Origin of the sequence: Mycobacterium sp. 1245801.1 (assembly GCF_001673055.1) — a bacterium.
In the GTDB taxonomy this organism is placed as follows: domain Bacteria; phylum Actinomycetota; class Actinomycetes; order Mycobacteriales; family Mycobacteriaceae; genus Mycobacterium; species Mycobacterium europaeum_A.
Genome location: NZ_LZKY01000376.1, coordinates 1 through 15,555, shown reverse-complemented (window position 1 = coordinate 15,555; position 15,555 = coordinate 1). Strand labels below are relative to the sequence as shown.

General features: G+C 68.9%; 18 protein-coding genes and 1 pseudogene. 14 read left to right on the top strand and 5 right to left on the bottom strand.

All coding sequences use genetic code 11. The annotated features are described in order from the left end of the window. Together A5622_RS24300 and A5622_RS24295 are read left to right on the top strand one after the other, a co-directional pair. Positions 1 to 592 (top strand): DUF2470 domain-containing protein (locus A5622_RS24300; protein WP_066880223.1); only part of this gene is annotated, 592 nt, incomplete at its 5' end. 54 nt (positions 593 to 646) lie between these two features. Beyond that, positions 647 to 1,837, top strand: a complete 1,191-nt coding sequence (locus A5622_RS24295) for an LCP family protein (RefSeq protein WP_066881725.1) — start codon at positions 647 to 649, stop codon at positions 1,835 to 1,837. 8 nt (positions 1,838 to 1,845) lie between these two features. On the opposite strand, the gene A5622_RS24290 is transcribed toward A5622_RS24295, so the two are convergent. Both A5622_RS24290 and A5622_RS24285 read right to left on the bottom strand, forming a co-directional pair. Continuing rightward, positions 1,846 to 2,670: a glycerophosphodiester phosphodiesterase gene (locus A5622_RS24290; RefSeq protein ID WP_066881723.1), complete on the bottom strand. Its 825-nt coding sequence runs from the start codon at positions 2,668 to 2,670 to the stop codon at positions 1,846 to 1,848. 4 nt (positions 2,671 to 2,674) lie between these two features. Then, positions 2,675 to 3,721 carry a DUF4328 domain-containing protein gene (locus A5622_RS24285; RefSeq protein WP_156753076.1) on the bottom strand — a complete coding sequence of 349 codons (1,047 nt, stop codon included), beginning with the start codon at positions 3,719 to 3,721 and terminating at the stop codon, positions 2,675 to 2,677. A 481-nt stretch (positions 3,722 to 4,202) separates the two neighbouring features. Here A5622_RS24285 and A5622_RS29850 point away from each other — a divergent pair, with 481 nt between their 5' ends. The 9 genes from A5622_RS29850 (at position 4,203) to rraA (ending at position 9,901) form a co-directional block, all read left to right on the top strand. After that, positions 4,203 to 4,358 (top strand): hypothetical protein, encoded by a 156-nt coding sequence (locus A5622_RS29850; RefSeq protein WP_165827960.1) that lies wholly within the window; start codon positions 4,203 to 4,205, stop codon positions 4,356 to 4,358. Positions 4,359 to 4,506: 148 nt separating this feature from the next. Continuing rightward, the gene (locus tag A5622_RS24280; RefSeq protein ID WP_066863798.1) at positions 4,507 to 5,130 is read left to right on the top strand and encodes a superoxide dismutase; all 624 of its coding nucleotides are present in this window, start codon (positions 4,507 to 4,509) and stop codon (positions 5,128 to 5,130) included. Positions 5,131 to 5,323: 193 nt separating this feature from the next. Next, positions 5,324 to 5,857, top strand: a complete 534-nt coding sequence (locus tag A5622_RS24275) for a peptidase (protein ID WP_066881721.1) — start codon at positions 5,324 to 5,326, stop codon at positions 5,855 to 5,857. 598 nt (positions 5,858 to 6,455) lie between these two features. Next, complete coding sequence (locus tag A5622_RS24270) at positions 6,456 to 6,854, top strand: hypothetical protein (RefSeq protein WP_007771864.1); 399 nt, start codon at positions 6,456 to 6,458, stop codon at positions 6,852 to 6,854. A 142-nt stretch (positions 6,855 to 6,996) separates the two neighbouring features. Further along, positions 6,997 to 7,653: a DUF6474 family protein gene (locus A5622_RS24265; protein ID WP_066881719.1), complete on the top strand. Its 657-nt coding sequence runs from the start codon at positions 6,997 to 6,999 to the stop codon at positions 7,651 to 7,653. 28 nt (positions 7,654 to 7,681) lie between these two features. After that, positions 7,682 to 8,344 carry a YcnI family protein gene (locus A5622_RS24260; RefSeq protein WP_066881717.1) on the top strand — a complete coding sequence of 221 codons (663 nt, stop codon included), beginning with the start codon at positions 7,682 to 7,684 and terminating at the stop codon, positions 8,342 to 8,344. Further along, positions 8,341 to 8,841: a copper resistance CopC family protein gene (locus A5622_RS24255; protein ID WP_066881715.1), complete on the top strand. Its 501-nt coding sequence runs from the start codon at positions 8,341 to 8,343 to the stop codon at positions 8,839 to 8,841. The genes A5622_RS24260 and A5622_RS24255 overlap by 4 nt, the downstream gene beginning before the upstream one ends. A gap of 99 nt (positions 8,842 to 8,940) precedes the next feature. Beyond that, complete coding sequence (locus A5622_RS30620) at positions 8,941 to 9,393, top strand: nucleoid-structuring protein H-NS (RefSeq protein ID WP_066881713.1); 453 nt, start codon at positions 8,941 to 8,943, stop codon at positions 9,391 to 9,393. Between the two features lie 25 nt (positions 9,394 to 9,418). Further along, positions 9,419 to 9,901 (top strand): ribonuclease E activity regulator RraA, encoded by a 483-nt coding sequence (gene rraA, locus A5622_RS24245; RefSeq protein ID WP_066863781.1) that lies wholly within the window; start codon positions 9,419 to 9,421, stop codon positions 9,899 to 9,901. Positions 9,902 to 9,905: 4 nt separating this feature from the next. On the opposite strand, the gene A5622_RS24240 is transcribed toward rraA, so the two are convergent. Then, a complete protein-coding gene (locus tag A5622_RS24240) occupies positions 9,906 to 11,375 on the bottom strand; it encodes an NAD(P)/FAD-dependent oxidoreductase (RefSeq protein WP_066881711.1) in 1,470 nt (489 codons plus the stop codon). A gap of 77 nt (positions 11,376 to 11,452) precedes the next feature. Here A5622_RS24240 and A5622_RS24235 point away from each other — a divergent pair, with 77 nt between their 5' ends. The 3 genes from A5622_RS24235 (at position 11,453) to A5622_RS24225 (ending at position 14,237) form a co-directional block, all read left to right on the top strand. Next, positions 11,453 to 12,091 (top strand): TetR/AcrR family transcriptional regulator, encoded by a 639-nt coding sequence (locus tag A5622_RS24235; RefSeq protein WP_066881709.1) that lies wholly within the window; start codon positions 11,453 to 11,455, stop codon positions 12,089 to 12,091. Between the two features lie 30 nt (positions 12,092 to 12,121). Further along, the gene (gene dinB, locus A5622_RS24230; protein WP_066881707.1) at positions 12,122 to 13,327 is read left to right on the top strand and encodes a DNA polymerase IV; all 1,206 of its coding nucleotides are present in this window, start codon (positions 12,122 to 12,124) and stop codon (positions 13,325 to 13,327) included. A gap of 151 nt (positions 13,328 to 13,478) precedes the next feature. Then, positions 13,479 to 14,237 carry a YoaK family protein gene (locus A5622_RS24225; protein ID WP_231997924.1) on the top strand — a complete coding sequence of 253 codons (759 nt, stop codon included), beginning with the start codon at positions 13,479 to 13,481 and terminating at the stop codon, positions 14,235 to 14,237. 8 nt (positions 14,238 to 14,245) lie between these two features. On the opposite strand, the gene A5622_RS24220 is transcribed toward A5622_RS24225, so the two are convergent. Beyond that, complete coding sequence (locus A5622_RS24220) at positions 14,246 to 15,250, bottom strand: PHP domain-containing protein (RefSeq protein WP_066863768.1); 1,005 nt, start codon at positions 15,248 to 15,250, stop codon at positions 14,246 to 14,248. 75 nt (positions 15,251 to 15,325) lie between these two features. Beyond that, positions 15,326 to 15,555 (bottom strand): annotated as a pseudogene (locus tag A5622_RS24215) (hypothetical protein); the annotation flags it as partial.

Below are 15,555 nucleotides of genomic sequence, written 5' to 3'. Positions count from 1 at the left end.
CCAGGCGCTGCTGGAGCTGACCGACTACGCGCCCCTACCGCTGCGCGAACCGGTCCGCTCGCTGGTGTGGGTGCGCGGTCGCCTCCAAGAGGTACACCCGACGGAGATCCTCGATCTGCTCGACCTGATCGCCGCCGAGTGCCCGAATCCCGCCCTGCTGGGCATCGATACCCCACGCTGCAGGCCCGGCGGCGGCGACGAGCCGCGCTACACCCTGTTGCGGCTCGAGATCGCCTCGGTGGTCGTCACCGACGCCACCGGCGCCGAGCCGGTCAGTGTGGCCGACCTGCTGAACGCCCGCCCGGATCCGTTCTGCGCGCTCGAGTCAAGCCTGCTGTGGCACCTGGACACCGCCCACAGCGACGTCCTCGCGCGGCTGGTGTCCCGGCTGCCGGCGCCGCTGCGGCGCGGGCACGTCCGGCCCTTGGGCCTGGACCGCTACGGCGTCCGGTTCCGTGTCGAGGGCGACGATCGCGATCACGACGTCCGGCTGCCGTTCCATAAGCCGGTCGACGACATGACCGGCCTGAGCCAGGCGATCCGGGTGCTGATGGGCTGCCCCTTCATCAACGGGCTTCGGGCGCGCGGCTAGCCGAGCGCGCGGCGCACCGGCGCGACCGAGCGCCGGCCACGTACGTTTACTCGGGTGAACGGCGAGCGCGCACCCCAGCCTCGGCGCCCGCTTGGGCCGCCCGGGCCACCGCGCCCCGAGCCGCCGCAGGTGATCCACCGCCACGCCGGCCCGCCGCCGTCGCCGACGGCGGAGACCCAGCCGCTGAACCGGCCGAGGGCGCGTCCCGCCGCCGTGTCGGCGCCCGGGGCGGCGGCGCCGTCGCGACCTCAGGCCCCGCGCACGTCACCCAAGCGCCGCAAGCGCCGCTGGCTCCGCACGGTGCTGTCGATCCTGTTGGTGGGGGCACTGCTGCTCGGCGCGGGCGCCGTCGCCGGGGCCATCTGGTTCGACACCAAACTGCACCGCGAGGAGGTGCTGGCCGACTATCCGGACCGGCCCGCGGCCGGCCGGGGGACCAACTGGCTGGTCGTCGGATCGGACAGCCGCCAAGGCCTCACCGCCGAGCAGCAACAAGACCTGGCCACGGGCGGCGACATCGGTAACGGGCGTACCGACACGATCCTGCTGGTTCACGTGCCGAGCATCGGATCCGCAGCGCAGACGTCGATGGTGTCGATACCGCGCGACTCCTACGTGCCGATCCCGGGGCACGGCAAAGACAAGATCAATGCCGCGTTCGCGATGGGCGGTGCGCCGCTGTTGGTGCGGACGGTGGAGCAGGCCACCGGATTGCGCCTCGATCACTACGCGGAGATCGGGTTCGGCGGGTTCGCCGGCTTGGTGGACGCGCTGGGCGGGGTGACGGTGTGCCCGACGACGTCGCTCAACGACCCGTTGGCCGGCATCGACCTGCCCGCGGGTTGCCACACCCTCGACGGGCGCAACGCGCTGGGCTACGTCAGGTCCCGCGACACGCCCCGCGCCGACCTGGACCGGATGGTCAACCAGCGTCAGTTCGTGGCGGCGCTGCTGCATCGGGCCGGGAGCCCCGCGGTGTGGCTCAACCCCTGGCGCTGGTATTCGGTGCCGCGGGCGGCCGCCGACGCGCTGACCGTCGACCGCGGCGACCACGCCTGGGATCTGGCCCGGCTCGGCTGGGCGCTGCATGGGTCGACCACCACCATGACCGTGCCGATCGGCCAGTTCACCAGCGGTGACGCCGGCTCGGTGGTGGTGTGGAATCACGATGCGGCCAAGCGGTTGTTCCAGGCGCTGGCTTCCGATGCGCCGGTGCCTCCCGCCGCGGCGGACGAACCGCAATAGCGGCCGGGCTAGCCGCTGCCGTCGCTGGCGCGGTTGCCCTGCAACCACGCCTTGGTGCGACCGGGGTGGTGGGTGGCGAGCCAGGCCACCCCGACGTCGCGGCAGAAATCGATGTCCTGGTAATCGTCGACGTTCCAGCAGTAGACCGCCCTGCCCTGGGCGATGGCCCGGTCGGCGAGCTGGGGATACTCCTTCAGCGTCGACAGCGAAGGCCCAACGGCGGTGGCGCCGATAGCGGTGGGCGCGCCGCTGGTCAGGTAACGCCCGGTCTTGCCGAGCAGCACCGTGGGCAGCAGCGGGGCGGCCCGCCGGATCCGCCAGACCGCGGACGCCGAAAACGACATGACCACCGCACGGGACCGGTCAGCCGACGCGGGCGCGGCGATGCCGAACCGATGCAGCGATGCGAGCAGCTTGGTCTCGACCAACGACCCGTAGCGGACGGGGTGCTTGGTTTCGATGAACAGCTTCACCGGCCGATGCCAATCCAGCACCAGCGAGACCAGCGCGTCCAGCGTCAACAAGCTGGTGTCGCCGTGCGTGCCGTCCTCGCGCCAGCTGTCGTGCCACGCCCCGTACTCGAGCTCACGCAGTTCGGCGAGGGTCATGGTGCTGACCAACCCCGCGCCGGTCGAGGTCCGGTCCAGCCGGCGGTCGTGCACGCACACCAGGTGGCCGTCACGGGTCAGCCGCACATCGCATTCCACGCCGTCGGCGCCTTCTTTGAGCGCGAGGTCGTAGGCGGCCAGCGTGTGTTCGGGCCGCGCCGCCGAAGCGCCGCGGTGGGCGACGACATAAGGATGCCCGGCGAGCACCTCGTCGGCCCACGTCATACCCCTATGCTGCCGGTTCCTGCCCCTTCAACTCAACTGGGTCGGCCGACGCCGGCGCGGCGGGCCCGTCATCGGGAACCGCGACCCAGCGATGCGCGGGACGTGCGACGGGTTTGCGCTGGAATCCCTCGAAGACGCGGGTCGCGGCGGCCAGCGTGGCGGCCGCCAACAGGTACGCGAAGACCATCAGCACGGTGTTGTTGGCGATGCCCTGGGCGTCGGTGGCGAAGCTGGTCGCGATGGCGGCGATGGACACGGCGTAGCTGCAAACCCACGCCACCCACCACTGCAGGATGGTGCCGCGCAGCCGGGCGTAGTGCTCCTCGAGCAGCGCCAGCTCGATCACGTACACCGGGGCCCACAGCAAATTGGCCAGCGGCACGACGCAACCGGCCCACAGCGCCCGCGTGGAGCGCGGCTCGGGCAGACCGTGATGGGCGAACACGGCGGCGCGGCGCGCGATCATCCAGCGGATCAACAGCACGCCGGCGGCGATCACCGCCGCACCGGCGCCCACGCTGGCGAGCACGCCGAGCCAGTCGGCGCCGATGGCCACCCACGTGTGCAGCAAGGTGTTCCGGTTGATCACCAGCAGCACGTAGCGCACCACGTAGACCAGGGCGGCGATGCTGAGTACCAGCACGCCCACAAAGGACGCGGTGCGAACGATTTGCGCCGACGGCCCGGACGGCGCGGCCGCCTCAGCCGCCGCAGGCGCCTGCTCGACCCGGTCGGCCAAACCCCAGCGCGGGATCACGGTGTAACGCGGCGTGGGTCCGAGGGGACGGCGCCCGCGTCGCACCGGCGGCGCGGCACCGGGGCGCACCGCTATCCAGCGATAGCCGGGCGGTAGCCGCGGCGGCGTGCGCTGCCAGCCGGGCGACCTCGAAGGGCGGGCCGGAGCCGGGGCCCCCGGCGCACCCCAGCGCGGATCGGCAGCGGGGCTGTCCGGCGAGGGCGCCAGCAGGGCTCCGCGGCAGCGGGGACACCATTCGCGTTGCCGGTCACGCACGTTCCAGCGGGTGCCGCACTGGGAGCACACCTGGATCACCGGACCAGACTAACGCCGTCCCGGTGCGGGCCTCGGGACCGCCGGCCGCGGGCCCGCCCGGCGGCCGTCGCCGTCGGTCGCGGGGAGCGGGATCGGCAACCCGCGCGGCGCCGCCGACTATCCACAGTTTCCACAGGTTTATCCACATAGACCCACGGGGTATAGAAAGCATCGCTACAGCCTCTGGCGGCTGACCGTGGTGTGACTGTGGATAACACCCGGCGTCGCTGGCACGCCATAGACAGCCCGGAGCGGTCGTTGAGCGAAATGGATTGCCTCACTAAGCACCCGTGCAAGCAGCGCGTCCGGCCGAGGATCAACCCCGCGCCCGGAGCGGGCGTTGGAGCCCGGCCGCCTTTCGCCAAGCCGCAGTTCAGCGCGATATTTCTTCAGCCCGCCACAAAGCGCTATGATCGCGTTCGCAAAAAGTGTTTGTGACTCACCTCACTGACGCGAGGTGACCGGGGGTGAAAGGCGATTGATGGCCACGCATTCGTTCGGTCCGGGTTCACCGGGCCCGTCGAAGTCGTACTGCGGCTCCCCGGCGTGGAATCACAGCTACAGCATCGCCGCGCTGCGCGCCGGGCTGATCGCCCTGGCATTGCTGGCCGTGCTCGCGGTCATCGTCTTGTTCTGAACTACCGCATAGCGGGTATTCGCGTTCCGGCTCACAAGGGTCGTTCTTGCGGAGCGCGCGGTCATGGAGCAGGGTTGATAACGGCCGGCCGCCGCGAGGCGGCGCCGCGCGACTGAGCGTCAAGACGATAATCGAAGAAAGGAATGCCGTGGCTGAATACACCCTGCCCGACTTGGACTGGGACTATGCAGCGTTGGAACCGCACATCTCCGGGCAGATCAACGAGATCCACCACAGTAAGCACCACGCCACGTACGTCAAAGGCGTGAACGACGCTCTGTCCAAGCTCGAAGAGGCCCGCGCCAACGAGGACCACGCTGCGATCTTCCTGAACGAAAAGAATCTCGCCTTCCACCTGGGCGGCCACGTCAACCACTCGATCTGGTGGAAGAACCTGTCGCCGGACGGCGGTGACAAGCCGACCGGTGAACTGGCCGCCGCGATCGATGACGCCTTCGGATCCTTCGACCGCTTCCGCGCGCAGTTCAGCGCGGCCGCCAACGGGCTGCAGGGTTCGGGCTGGGCGGTCCTGGGCTACGACACCCTGGGCAGCCGGCTGCTGACCTTCCAGCTCTACGACCAGCAGGCCAACGTTCCGCTCGGCATCATCCCCTTGCTGCAGGTCGACATGTGGGAACACGCCTTCTACCTGCAGTACAAGAACGTCAAGGCGGACTACGTCAAGGCGTTCTGGAACGTCGTCAACTGGGCGGACGTGCAGAAGCGGTACGAGGCCGCGACGTCGAAAACCCAGGGCCTTATTTTCGGCTGACTTCATTTCGATCGGCGGGGGCGTCGCGCGTTGCGCGGCGCCCCAGTCGTTTGTCCGGCCCTCGCTCGACCGCGTGAGTAGGTCTGCGCCGCTGACCGTGTCGTGTTGCACGGCGCCTAAACCGCAGGCATGCTTAATTATTCGGACTTGCCAGTGTGGTTGTTCCAAGCGGAGTCATCGCGCGGAGGTCGAGATGGAAACTGGGTCGGACGGGCCTATCGGGGTGTCCCCGTTCCATTCTCGTGGTGCCTTGAAGGGGTTCGTGATCTCCGGGCGGTGGCCCGACTCGACCAAGGAATGGGCCCAGCTCCTCATGGTCGCCGTCAGAATCGCGTCGCTGCCCGGATTGCTCTCGACCACAACGGTGTTCGGTGCGCGCGAAGAACTTCCGGACGAACCTGCGCCCGGCACGGTTGGCCTGGTGCTGGCCGAGGGCACGGTGTTCGGTGAATCCGCCATCCAGCCAGGCTATTTCGCGGAGCATCAGCCGCCGGCTCTGCTCATGTTGCACCCGCCGTCGGAAACCACGCCGTCACTGCCCGAATGCACCGGCGCGGCATCGGGATGCGTCTTGCTGCCGGGACTGCCCTATCTCGGACTCGAGCATCGTGCGGCCTGGGTGGAGGCCGAGGCCGACGGGACCATCACCTCGATGGTGAGCCGGGTCGGCGTCGACCCGATCAGCCACCCCGATACGGCGATACTGGCGATGCTGCTCGCCGCGTAGCGAAATGCCGGTTTGCGCCGCGCTTTCGCTGCCCGCGCGCGAATCGCGATTCGCCTTGCCCGACGCTGGCGTGACCGTCTGCACCCGCGCGGCCCGTTTCCGCAACCGCGGCCCCATAGACGCTGCGGCGCCGCAGAACCGTCGACGCAATCGGGACGCTACCAGCGGTATCCGGCTAAGTTAACGACGCCTCGACCACCGGCGGCCGGGGCCGCACGCCGGGCACGCGCGACCGTCGCGCAGGCGTTTTTCCAACTCGACAGCAAAGGATGGGCTAAATCGCCTCGGATCGTCGGCCCGTTGCGGAGCGATCGCCCAGCACGTTTCGGCATATTATCGCACCCGTCAGCGCGCGGTTCGCCCGCCACCTTGGAACGAACCTGCAATTCTGCGGATAACCTGTGAGTTCCAAGTATTTAGTGGACACCCCAGCGAATCAGTTAGACGCTCGTCAAGTGGGGAGTTGGCAAGCGTCAGCTATGCCGGTCGGGAATCCCTTGGGGTTTGCACCTGGTTACGGTCACCAAGCCTCGCTACCATGATCAGCAAATACACCTAGGTAATAGTTCACTTCTACAGCCCAGTGGAGGTCATATCAATGAGCACGACGTTCGCTGCTCGCCTGAATCGCCTGTTCGACACGGTGTATCCCCCGGGACGCGGGCCGCACACCTCCGCGGAAGTGATCGCGGCGCTCAAGGCGGAGGGCATAACGATGTCGGCTCCCTACCTCTCCCAGTTGCGTTCCGGCAACCGCACCAACCCGTCGACGGCGACCATGGCCGCTTTGGCCAATTTCTTCCGCATCAAGTCGGCGTACTTCACCGACGACGAGTACTACGAGAAGCTCGACAAGGAACTGTCGTGGTTGGCCACGACGCGCGACGACAATGTGCGCCGCATCGCGGTTCGCACGGCAGAGCTGTCCCCCGAGGCGCAGCGCGAGGTCATGGAGCGAGTCAACGAACTGCGCCGCGCCGAGCACTTAGACGCCTGACGTCCACGCCGGGCACCGGCCGTCGAGCCTGCCCTGGAGGGCTGCCGCCCGCCCATTCCGATTAGGGTTGGCTCAGCGGATCGCGCAACCGCGAGAGCGATAGACAACGATTGCCAGCGAGATCACCGGGAGGCGGCCGGGAATGGGCCTGTTCCGCAAGCGAAAGAGCCGCGCGACGCGTCGCGCCGAAGCCCGCGCGATCAGGGCCCGCGCGAAGCTCGAGGCCAAGCTGGCCGCGAAAAACGAGGTGCGCCGCGCCAAATCCGCTCAGCGGGCCGAGAGCAAGGCGCTGCGCGCGCAGATCAAGGCGCAACGGGACCGCGACCGCAACGCCCTGAAGGTCGCGGAGGCCGAACTCAAGGCCGTGCGGGAGGGCAAGATCTTCTCACCGACGCGGATCCGCCGGGTGCTGACGGTGTCCCGGTTGCTCGCGCCGATCCTCACGCCGCTCATCTACCGGGCGGCGGTCGCGGCCCGCGCGCTCATCGATCAGCGTCGCGCGGATCAACTCGGCATTCCGCTGGCGCAGATCGGCCAGTTCTCCGGTCACGGCGCCCAGCTGTCGGCCCGCATCGCGGGGGCGGAGAAGTCGCTGCGCACGGTGCAGGACAAGAAGCCCAAGGACGCCGAGACCAAGCAGTTCGTCTCCGCCATCGCCGAGCGGCTCAGCGACCTGTCGGCGGCGGTCACCGCCGCCGAGAACATGCCGGCCGCGCGCCGCCGGGCGGCCCACGCCGCGATCTCGACGCAGCTCGACGGGATCGAGGCGGATCTGATGGCCCGCCTCGGATTGAGCTGACCTCTCGCAGGAAAGGCGGCACTCCGGCATGCCCGTCCACCGCAGGTGGGTCTCACGCACGCTGACGGCGCTCGTTGCGGCGGCCGCCCTCTATCTCGGGTCGGCGGCCCAGCTGCCCGCCGCGTGGGCGCACGTGCACGCCAGCAGCGACAACGCGGTGCGCGGGGCCATGGCGATCGTCACGTTCCAGGTGCCCAACGAGTCGAACAACGGGGCGCTCACCACCGCGCTGACCGTCACCCTTCCCAACGTGCCGTCGGCGCGCACCGAAAGCCAGCCGGGCTGGACGGCCCGGCTCGACCGCGACGCCGCGTCGGGCACCGTGCGCTCGGTGACGTGGACCGCCGCCCTCACCGGCGGCATCGGGCCAGATCAATTCGCCCTGTTCCGGCTGTCGGTCAAGCTGCCCGACACCGACACCGTCAGCTTCCCCGCCGCGCAGAGCTACTCCGACGGAACCGTCGTGAAGTGGGATCAGCCGCCGCTGCCGGACGGGAGCGAGCCGGAGCACCCGGTACCCACGCTCACCCTCGCCACCGGACCGGCGGCACCGCACCAACACCACGGCTCCCCCGGCCCCGCGCCGACCGGGCCCACCGCCGCCGATAACACCGCCCGGCTGCTGGGCGGCGCCGCTCTGGTGGTCGCCGCCGCGGGCATCGCGATGGCACTGATCCGCCGGCGGGCATGAAGCGCCTGGTGGTTGGCGCGTGCGTCGGCGTCATGTTCCTGATCGCCACGTTGACCGCGCCGGCCGCGTCGGCCCACGCCACCCGCTTGGCCACCGATCCCGCAGCCGATGCAGCGCTGGCGACGGGCCCGCAGCGGGTGAGCGCCACGTTCAACGAGCAGTTGCAAACCACGTTCGCCGCCATGACGGTGGTCGGGCCCGACGGCAACGTGTGGTCCACGGGAGAGCCCACGGTGCAGGGCGCGGTGGTCGGCATCGCCCTGCGGCCACTCGGGCCGGCCGGAACGTACGCGGTGAACTACCGCGTCACCTCCGCCGATGGCCACGTGGTGTCCGGATCATGGTCGTTTCGGCTCACGGTGCCCGGCACCGGCACGCCCGGTCCCCCCGCGGCGGCCCCGGCGGGCGGCGGTACCGTCCCGGTCTGGCCGTTCGTGGCCGTCGCAGTGGCGCTCGTCGCCGGCGGCGCCTGGTGGGCGGCGCGGGGCAGGCGCTGAGTACGGCCAGCGAGGCGCCCCGACGCGTCCTGGCATGATAGGACCTTGAACCCGGTGAGCCAGGGGAACGACGACAGAGGAAGCTCAAGGAGCGGCCGCATGGCAGACCCGCAGGACCCAACCAACAGCGCACCTGACGCCGCCGGCATCCCGCCGGAGAAGACACCGCCCGCCAAGGCGGTGAAGAAGACCGCGAAAGCGCCCGCCAAGAAGGCCCCTGCGAAGAAGGCGCCCGCCAAGAAAGCGCCGGCCAAAAAAGCACCCGCCAAGAAGGTGCCGGCCAAGAGCGCCGAACCGGCGCCCCCAAAGCCACCCGAACGCCCGGCCGAGCAGCCGCTCGACGTCGCACAGCGGGCCGAAAGCAACGGCGACCTCACGGCCGCCGCCAAAGATGCTGCCGCGCAGGCGAAATCCACCGTGGAGGCCGCCAACAATCCCGTCGCTCCCGCGATCGCCGGTCCTGCGGCGGGTCAGTCCCCGGTGCCCCTGATCGTTGCCCTGGCCGTCAGCCTGCTGGCCATCCTGCTCATTCGCCAGCTGCGTCGCCGCTGAACGGCGGACGTCTAACGTGTCAGAAGTGACGGTGTCATTCCGGCCGACGGCCGACCTCGTAGACAGCATCGGTCCCGACGTACGCAGCTGCGACGTGCAATTCCGCCAGTTGGGCGGCCGGACCGAATTCGCCGGCCCGATCAGCACCGTGCGGTGTTTTCAGGACAACGCGCTGCTGAAATCGATCCTCTCGGAGCCCGGCGGCGGCGGGGTTCTGGTCATCGACGGCCACGGTTCCCTGCACACCGCTCTGGTCGGCGACGTCATCGCCGAGTTGGCCCGTACCAACGGCTGGGCCGGGCTGATCGTCAACGGCGCCGTGCGCGACTCGGCCACGCTGCGGGGCATGGACATCGGCATCAAGGCGTTGGGTACCAATCCCCGCAAGAGCACCAAGACCGGTGCCGGCGAGCGCGACGTCGACGTCACGCTGGGCGGGGTGACGTTCACCCCGGGCGAGATCGCCTACAGCGACGACGACGGAATCGTCGTCGTCGCCGCAGACTGACGCGCTAAACGGCCACCGGGGCAGGCTTTTTCGCGAACTTCAAGCCTTCATCGTCGACCCTGCCGCGCCGGATCGTGCGCATGTCGAAGAAGTAGTTCTGCTTGAGCCGCCACGGCGCCCGCGACCCCGACTTCGGCAGCAGGTGCATCGACCGCCGGAAGTAGCCGGGAGTGAAGTCCATGAACGGCAGCTCGTCGACATCGCTGCCCGGGTGCTGCGGCTCGACGAAGTCAAAGCCGTTGGCGTCCATGTAGTTCAGCAATCGGCACACGAACTCCGAGACCAGGTCGGCCTTCAGCGTCCAGGACGCGTTCGTGTACCCGAAGGTGATCGCGAAGTTGGGCACACCGGAGAACATCAGCCCCTTGTAGGTCATCAACGAGGTCAGGTCGATGTCCTGGCCGTTGCGGGTCGGCTTCACCCCGCCCAGCAACTGCATGTTCAATCCCGTTGCGGTGACGATGATGTCGGCCGACAGCTCCTCACCCGAGGTGAGCTTGATGCCCGTCTTGGTGAACCGGTCGATGGTGTCGGTGACGACGTCGGCCTTGCCGTGCCGGATGGTCCGGAAGAAGTCGCCGTCGGGGGCCAGGCACAGCCGCTCGTCCCAGACGTTGTAGCGCGGACCGAAGTGCTTTTCGACGTCGTAGCCCTCCGGCAGGCGTCGCTGCGCCATCGTCATCAACGTCTTGCGCATGTAGCCCGGGGCCTTGCGGGACAGCTGGTACTGGAAAGTGCTGAACGCGATGGCCTTCCAGCGGTTGGCCATGTGCGCGAGGCGCTCGGGCAACAGCCGGTTGGCCTTCTCGGCGAACGGATCGACCCCGGGCAGCGACCCGATGTAGGTCGGCGAGCGCTGCAGCATGGTCACGTGGCCGGCGCCCGAGTTCACCAGGGCGGGAATCAGGGTGATCGCGGTGGCACCGGATCCGATCACGACGATCCGCTTGCCCGCGTAGTCGAGGTCCTCCGGCCAGTGCTGCGGGTGGACGATGGTGCCGCCGAAGTCCTCGGAGCCCGGGAAGGTCGGCGAGAACCCCTCGTCGTAGTTGTAGTAGCCGGTGCAGGCGAACAGGAACGAGCACGTGATCTCGCTTTGCCGGCCGTCACTCTCGACGGTCACGGTCCAGCGGTTGTCGTTGTCGGACCAGTCGGCGGCCACCACCCGGTGGCGGTAGCGGATCTTCGGCTCGATCTTGTTCTCGACGGCGGTCTCCTTGATGTAGGCCTTGATCGAGGCCCCGTCGGCGATGGACTTCGCCGAGCGCCAGGGCTTGAACCGGAAGCCCAGGGTGAACATGTCCGAGTCCGACCGGATGCCCGGGTACTTGAACAGGTCCCAGGTTCCGCCGAGGTCGGCGCGGCGTTCGAGGATGGCGTAGCTCTTTGTCGGGCAGCGTTCCTGCAGGTGCCAGGCCGCGCTCACGCCGGAGATGCCGGCGCCGACGATGAGGACGTCGAGGTGCTCAGTCATGAAGCCAACGCTATCAACACCGTGTTGAGCCAGTCAACACCGTGTCGAAACTCTCAACAGCGTGTAAAGTAGCGGCCGTGACTACCGTCGGTTCCGCCCGCACCCACCGGGGCAGGCGTTCGGCGCGCCCGTCAGGCGACGACCGTGAACTGGCCATCCTGTCCACCGCCGAACAACTGCTGCGGGAGCGCCCGCTCGCCGACATCTCCGTCGACGACCTGGCCAAGGGTGCCGGCCTGTCCCGGCCGACGTTCTACTTCTATTTCCCGTCCAAGGACGCGGTGCTGCTCACCCTGTTCGAACGGGTCATCATGCAGGCCGACTCCGCGCTTCAGACCATGGTCGCCAACCCGCCCGCCGACCTGAAAGCGTTGTGGCGCATCGGGATCAACGTGTTCGTCGAGACCTTCGGGGCGCATCGCGCGGTGTCACTGGCCGCCGACGCGGCGCGCAGTAACAAGGACGTCGACGACCTGTGGTCGCGCTTCATGCAGAAGTGGGTGGACCACATCACCACCGTGATCGAAGCCGAGCGCGCCCGCGGCGCGGCGCCGGTGACGCTGCCGGCCCGCAACCTGTCCGCGGCGCTGAACCTGCTCAACGAGAAGGTCATGCTCAGCTCGTTCGCCGACGCGCGGCCCTCGGTGCCCAGCGAGCAGTTACTTGACACGCTGGTGCACATCTGGGTCAGCAGCGTCTACGGCGACGCCTGCTGAAACTCAGCTGTCGGCGCCCTGTGCGAACATATGTTCGTGCGGTGCGATGCGTCCATCCTGCACGCGGACCTGGATTCCTTCTACGCGTCCGTCGAGCAGCGCGACGACCCCACCCTGCGGGGCCGACCGGTGATCGTGGGCGGCGGTGTGGTGCTGGCCGCGAGCTACGAGGCCAAGGCCTACGGCGTGCGCACGGCCATGGGCGGGTCGCAGGCGCGGCGGTTGTGCCCGCACGCCGTGGTGGTGCCGCCGCGGATGAGCGCCTATTCGCGCGCCAGTGACGCGGTCTTCGAGGTGTTCCGCGACTGCTCCCCGATCGTCGAGCCGCTGTCGGTGGACGAGGCCTTCCTCGACGTCGGCGGGCTACGTCGGGTCAGTGGCCCGCCGGTCGCGATCGCCGAGCGGTTGCGCGCGGACGTGCGCGAGCGCGTCGGGCTGCCGATCACCGTCGGCGTCGCGCGCACGAAGTTCCTCGCCAAGGTCGCCAGCCAGGAGGCCAAGCCCGACGGGCTGTTGATGGTGCCGCCCGACCAGGAGCTGGCCTTCCTGCGGCCGCTGCCGGTGCGCCGGCTCTGGGGTGTGGGCGCGGTAACCGCCGAGAAGCTGCGTGCGCACGGCATCGTGACGGTCGCCGACGTCGCCGAGCTCAGCGAGTCCGCGCTGGGTTCCATGGTGGGCGGGGCGATGGGCCGCCAGTTGTACGCCCTGTCCCGCAATATCGACCGCCGCCGGGTGACCACCGGTGTCCGTCGCCGGTCTGTCGGCGCGCAGCGAGCGCTGGGTCGCGCCGGAAACACCCTGTCCGCCAACGAGATCGACGCCGTCGTGGTCAATCTGATCGACCGCATCACCGGCCGCATGCGCGCCGCCGGACGCACCGGCCGCACCGTGGTGCTGCGGCTGCGCTTCGACGACTTCGGCCGGGCGACCCGATCGCGCACCCTGCCGTGGGCCACGTCATCGACGGCGCCCCTGCTGGCCACCGCGCGCGGGCTGGTCGCGGACGCGGCGTCGCTGATCGCCCAGCGCGGCCTGACGCTCATCGGCTTCGCCGTGTCGGGCATCGACCGCAGCGGCTCCCAGCAGCTGATGCTGCCGTTCGGCGGCGATACCAATCGACTCGCCATCGACGCGGTGATCGACCGCGTGCGGGATCGGTACGGCAAGTCCGCCCTGACGCCCGCGGTTTTGGTCGGCCGCGATCCGGGTATAGAGATGCCGCACCTACCCGACTGACCCGTTTTCGGTGTTTATTCTAATTATTGTCTGCCACAACACTTTTCGATGATTTGAGGTTCATTTGAATCGGCGTTGCGACGCCGGTTGTGCGGCGGCCCGATTGCTAGGCTGGCGAAAACCCGACCTCGAAAGTGAGCAATTGAATCCGATGCCGCCGCAGCAATCCCGCGACACCGGCCTGCCCCACGAGGGTCTCGTGCTTGGTTACAGCGCGTTACTCGCCCTATCCGCGGGCTTCGTCAACGCCGTGGCACTGCTGATTTTGGCGGTGCCCGTTGGCAATCTGACGGGGATCACCACGCAGCTGGGCATGCACACCGCCAACCCGTGGCTGTACGAAGGCCACGTGCTCGGCGCGATTTTTCTAGGCTTCCTGACGGGAGCGACCATCGCCGGGGCGATCCTCGCACCCACCGATGGTCTTGCCGGCCCACGCCATGCCGCCGTGCTCTTCCTCGAGGCAGGCTTGCTGGTGCTCGCCGCGGCCGGGGTCGAGGAGACCGTCGTCAGGGCACAGATCAACGCCCTCGGCATCGAGCAGACCGCGGTGCAGGCGCTGCTCGCCGCCGCGGCGCTCGGTCTGCAAAACGGGATGACGTCGAGCTTTCGCGGAATGGCGATCCGCACCACGCACTTCACCGGAACGGTCACCGACCTCGGGCTGATCCTCGGTCGCAGCCGGCTACACGGAATCAAGAACTGGAAAACGGCGATACTGGCGACGACCCTGGTGTTATTCGTCGGCGGCGGCGTGGCCGGGATCGCGTTCGGGGCTCAGCTGGGGGGTTACGCGTTGCTCATCCCGGCCGCGACCTGCGCGACGGTCGGCGCCGCCAACCTGCTGCAGGGCGCCGGACGCAGCGACGACGCACCGGTTCCCCAGGACGCCGAACCGGTGCAGGTCTGAGCGGCGGCTCAATTGGCGGTCCACTCCAGCAGCCGCTCGGCGGGCCAGGTGTTGACGATCCGGTCGACGGGCACGCCCGCGTCCAGCGCGCGCTGGGCGCCATAGCCGAGGAAATCCAGCTGACCGGGCGCGTGCGCGTCGGTATCGATGGTGAACACACAGCCGATCTCCAGCGCCAGGTTCAGCAGCCGGCTGGGCGGATCGCGCCGCTCGGGGCGGGAGTTGATCTCCACCGCCGTGCCGTGGTCGCGGCACGCGGTGAACACCGCCTCGGCGTCGAACTTGGATTCCGGCCGGATGCCGCGATTCCCGGAGACCAGCCGGCCGGTGCAGTGCCCCAACACGTCGGCGTGCGGGTTGGCCACCGCCCGCAGGATCCGCCGGGTCATCGCGGGCGCATCCATCGACAGCTTGGAGTGCACGCTGGCCACCACCACGTCGAGGCGCTCGAGCAGCTCGGGTTCCTGGTCGAGGCTGCCGTCGTCGAGGATGTCGACCTCGATCCCGGTGAGGATGCGCATCGGCGCGAACTTCTCCCGCAGGCCGTCGATCACGTCGAGCTGCTTGCGCAACCGCTCGGGTGAGAGCCCGTTGGCGATGGTCAGCCGCGGCGAATGGTCGGTCAACGCGCAGTACTCGTGGCCCAGCGCCGCCGCGCTGGCCATCATCTCCTCGATCGGCGCCGAGCCGTCCGACCAGTTGGAGTGCAGATGCAGATCCCCGCGCAGCGCGGAACGGATGTCACCGCCGCCGAGATCCTCGGCACTGGAACGCAATTCGACGAGAAGATCGGGTTCGCGGCCGGACCACGCCTGGTCGATGACCTTGGCGGTCTTGGGGCCGATCCCCGGCAAGGACTGCCAGCTGTTGGCCTGGCCGTGCCGCTCGCGGGTCGCGTCGTCGAGGCCCTCGATGATGTCGGCCGCATTGCGGTAAGCCATCACGCGCCGGGGGTCGTGGCGGCTGCGGTCCTTGAAATAGGCGATCTGCCGTAACGCCGCTACCGGATCCATGACTCCAGTGTGCCCGCGCGGTGATTGCGAGCGCGGCGAAGCCGGGCGCAGCAGGTCACCGCACGATCTCCCCGCTTACAACAGCTGCCCGGCGACGAATCCGGCGAGCAGCACGCTGAATCCGCCGATCTCCCCGGCGATCAGCGCCGCCATCGCCAGCACGAGACGCCCGTCGGCGTTTTCGAACTGGTTGACGGTGTCGCGGCGCGCGCCGTGGCTGATGTAGGCGGCGATGGCGGCCACGAAGAAGAAGACGACCACCCCCGCCGCCGTCAGGTTCACCCAGACCGGCCAGGCGCTCAGTT

What these genes read in the sequence shown, in the direction of transcription:
- A5622_RS24225 (WP_231997924.1), top strand. Translation starts at nt 13,479, where the DNA reads ATGCCGCCGCAGCAATCCCGCGACACCGGCCTGCCCCACGAGGGTCTC.
- A5622_RS24270 (WP_007771864.1), top strand. Translation starts at nt 6,456, where the DNA reads ATGAGCACGACGTTCGCTGCTCGCCTGAATCGCCTGTTCGACACGGTG.
- A5622_RS24275 (WP_066881721.1), top strand. Translation starts at nt 5,324, where the DNA reads ATGGAAACTGGGTCGGACGGGCCTATCGGGGTGTCCCCGTTCCATTCT.
- A5622_RS24255 (WP_066881715.1), top strand. Translation starts at nt 8,341, where the DNA reads ATGAAGCGCCTGGTGGTTGGCGCGTGCGTCGGCGTCATGTTCCTGATC.
- A5622_RS24265 (WP_066881719.1), top strand. Translation starts at nt 6,997, where the DNA reads ATGGGCCTGTTCCGCAAGCGAAAGAGCCGCGCGACGCGTCGCGCCGAA.
- A5622_RS24260 (WP_066881717.1), top strand. Translation starts at nt 7,682, where the DNA reads ATGCCCGTCCACCGCAGGTGGGTCTCACGCACGCTGACGGCGCTCGTT.
- A5622_RS24240 (WP_066881711.1), bottom strand. Translation starts at nt 11,375, where the DNA reads ATGACTGAGCACCTCGACGTCCTCATCGTCGGCGCCGGCATCTCCGGC.
- A5622_RS24290 (WP_066881723.1), bottom strand. Translation starts at nt 2,670, where the DNA reads ATGACGTGGGCCGACGAGGTGCTCGCCGGGCATCCTTATGTCGTCGCC.
- A5622_RS30620 (WP_066881713.1), top strand. Translation starts at nt 8,941, where the DNA reads ATGGCAGACCCGCAGGACCCAACCAACAGCGCACCTGACGCCGCCGGC.
- A5622_RS24220 (WP_066863768.1), bottom strand. Translation starts at nt 15,250, where the DNA reads ATGGATCCGGTAGCGGCGTTACGGCAGATCGCCTATTTCAAGGACCGC.
- dinB (WP_066881707.1), top strand. Translation starts at nt 12,122, where the DNA reads ATGTTCGTGCGGTGCGATGCGTCCATCCTGCACGCGGACCTGGATTCC.
- A5622_RS29850 (WP_165827960.1), top strand. Translation starts at nt 4,203, where the DNA reads ATGGCCACGCATTCGTTCGGTCCGGGTTCACCGGGCCCGTCGAAGTCG.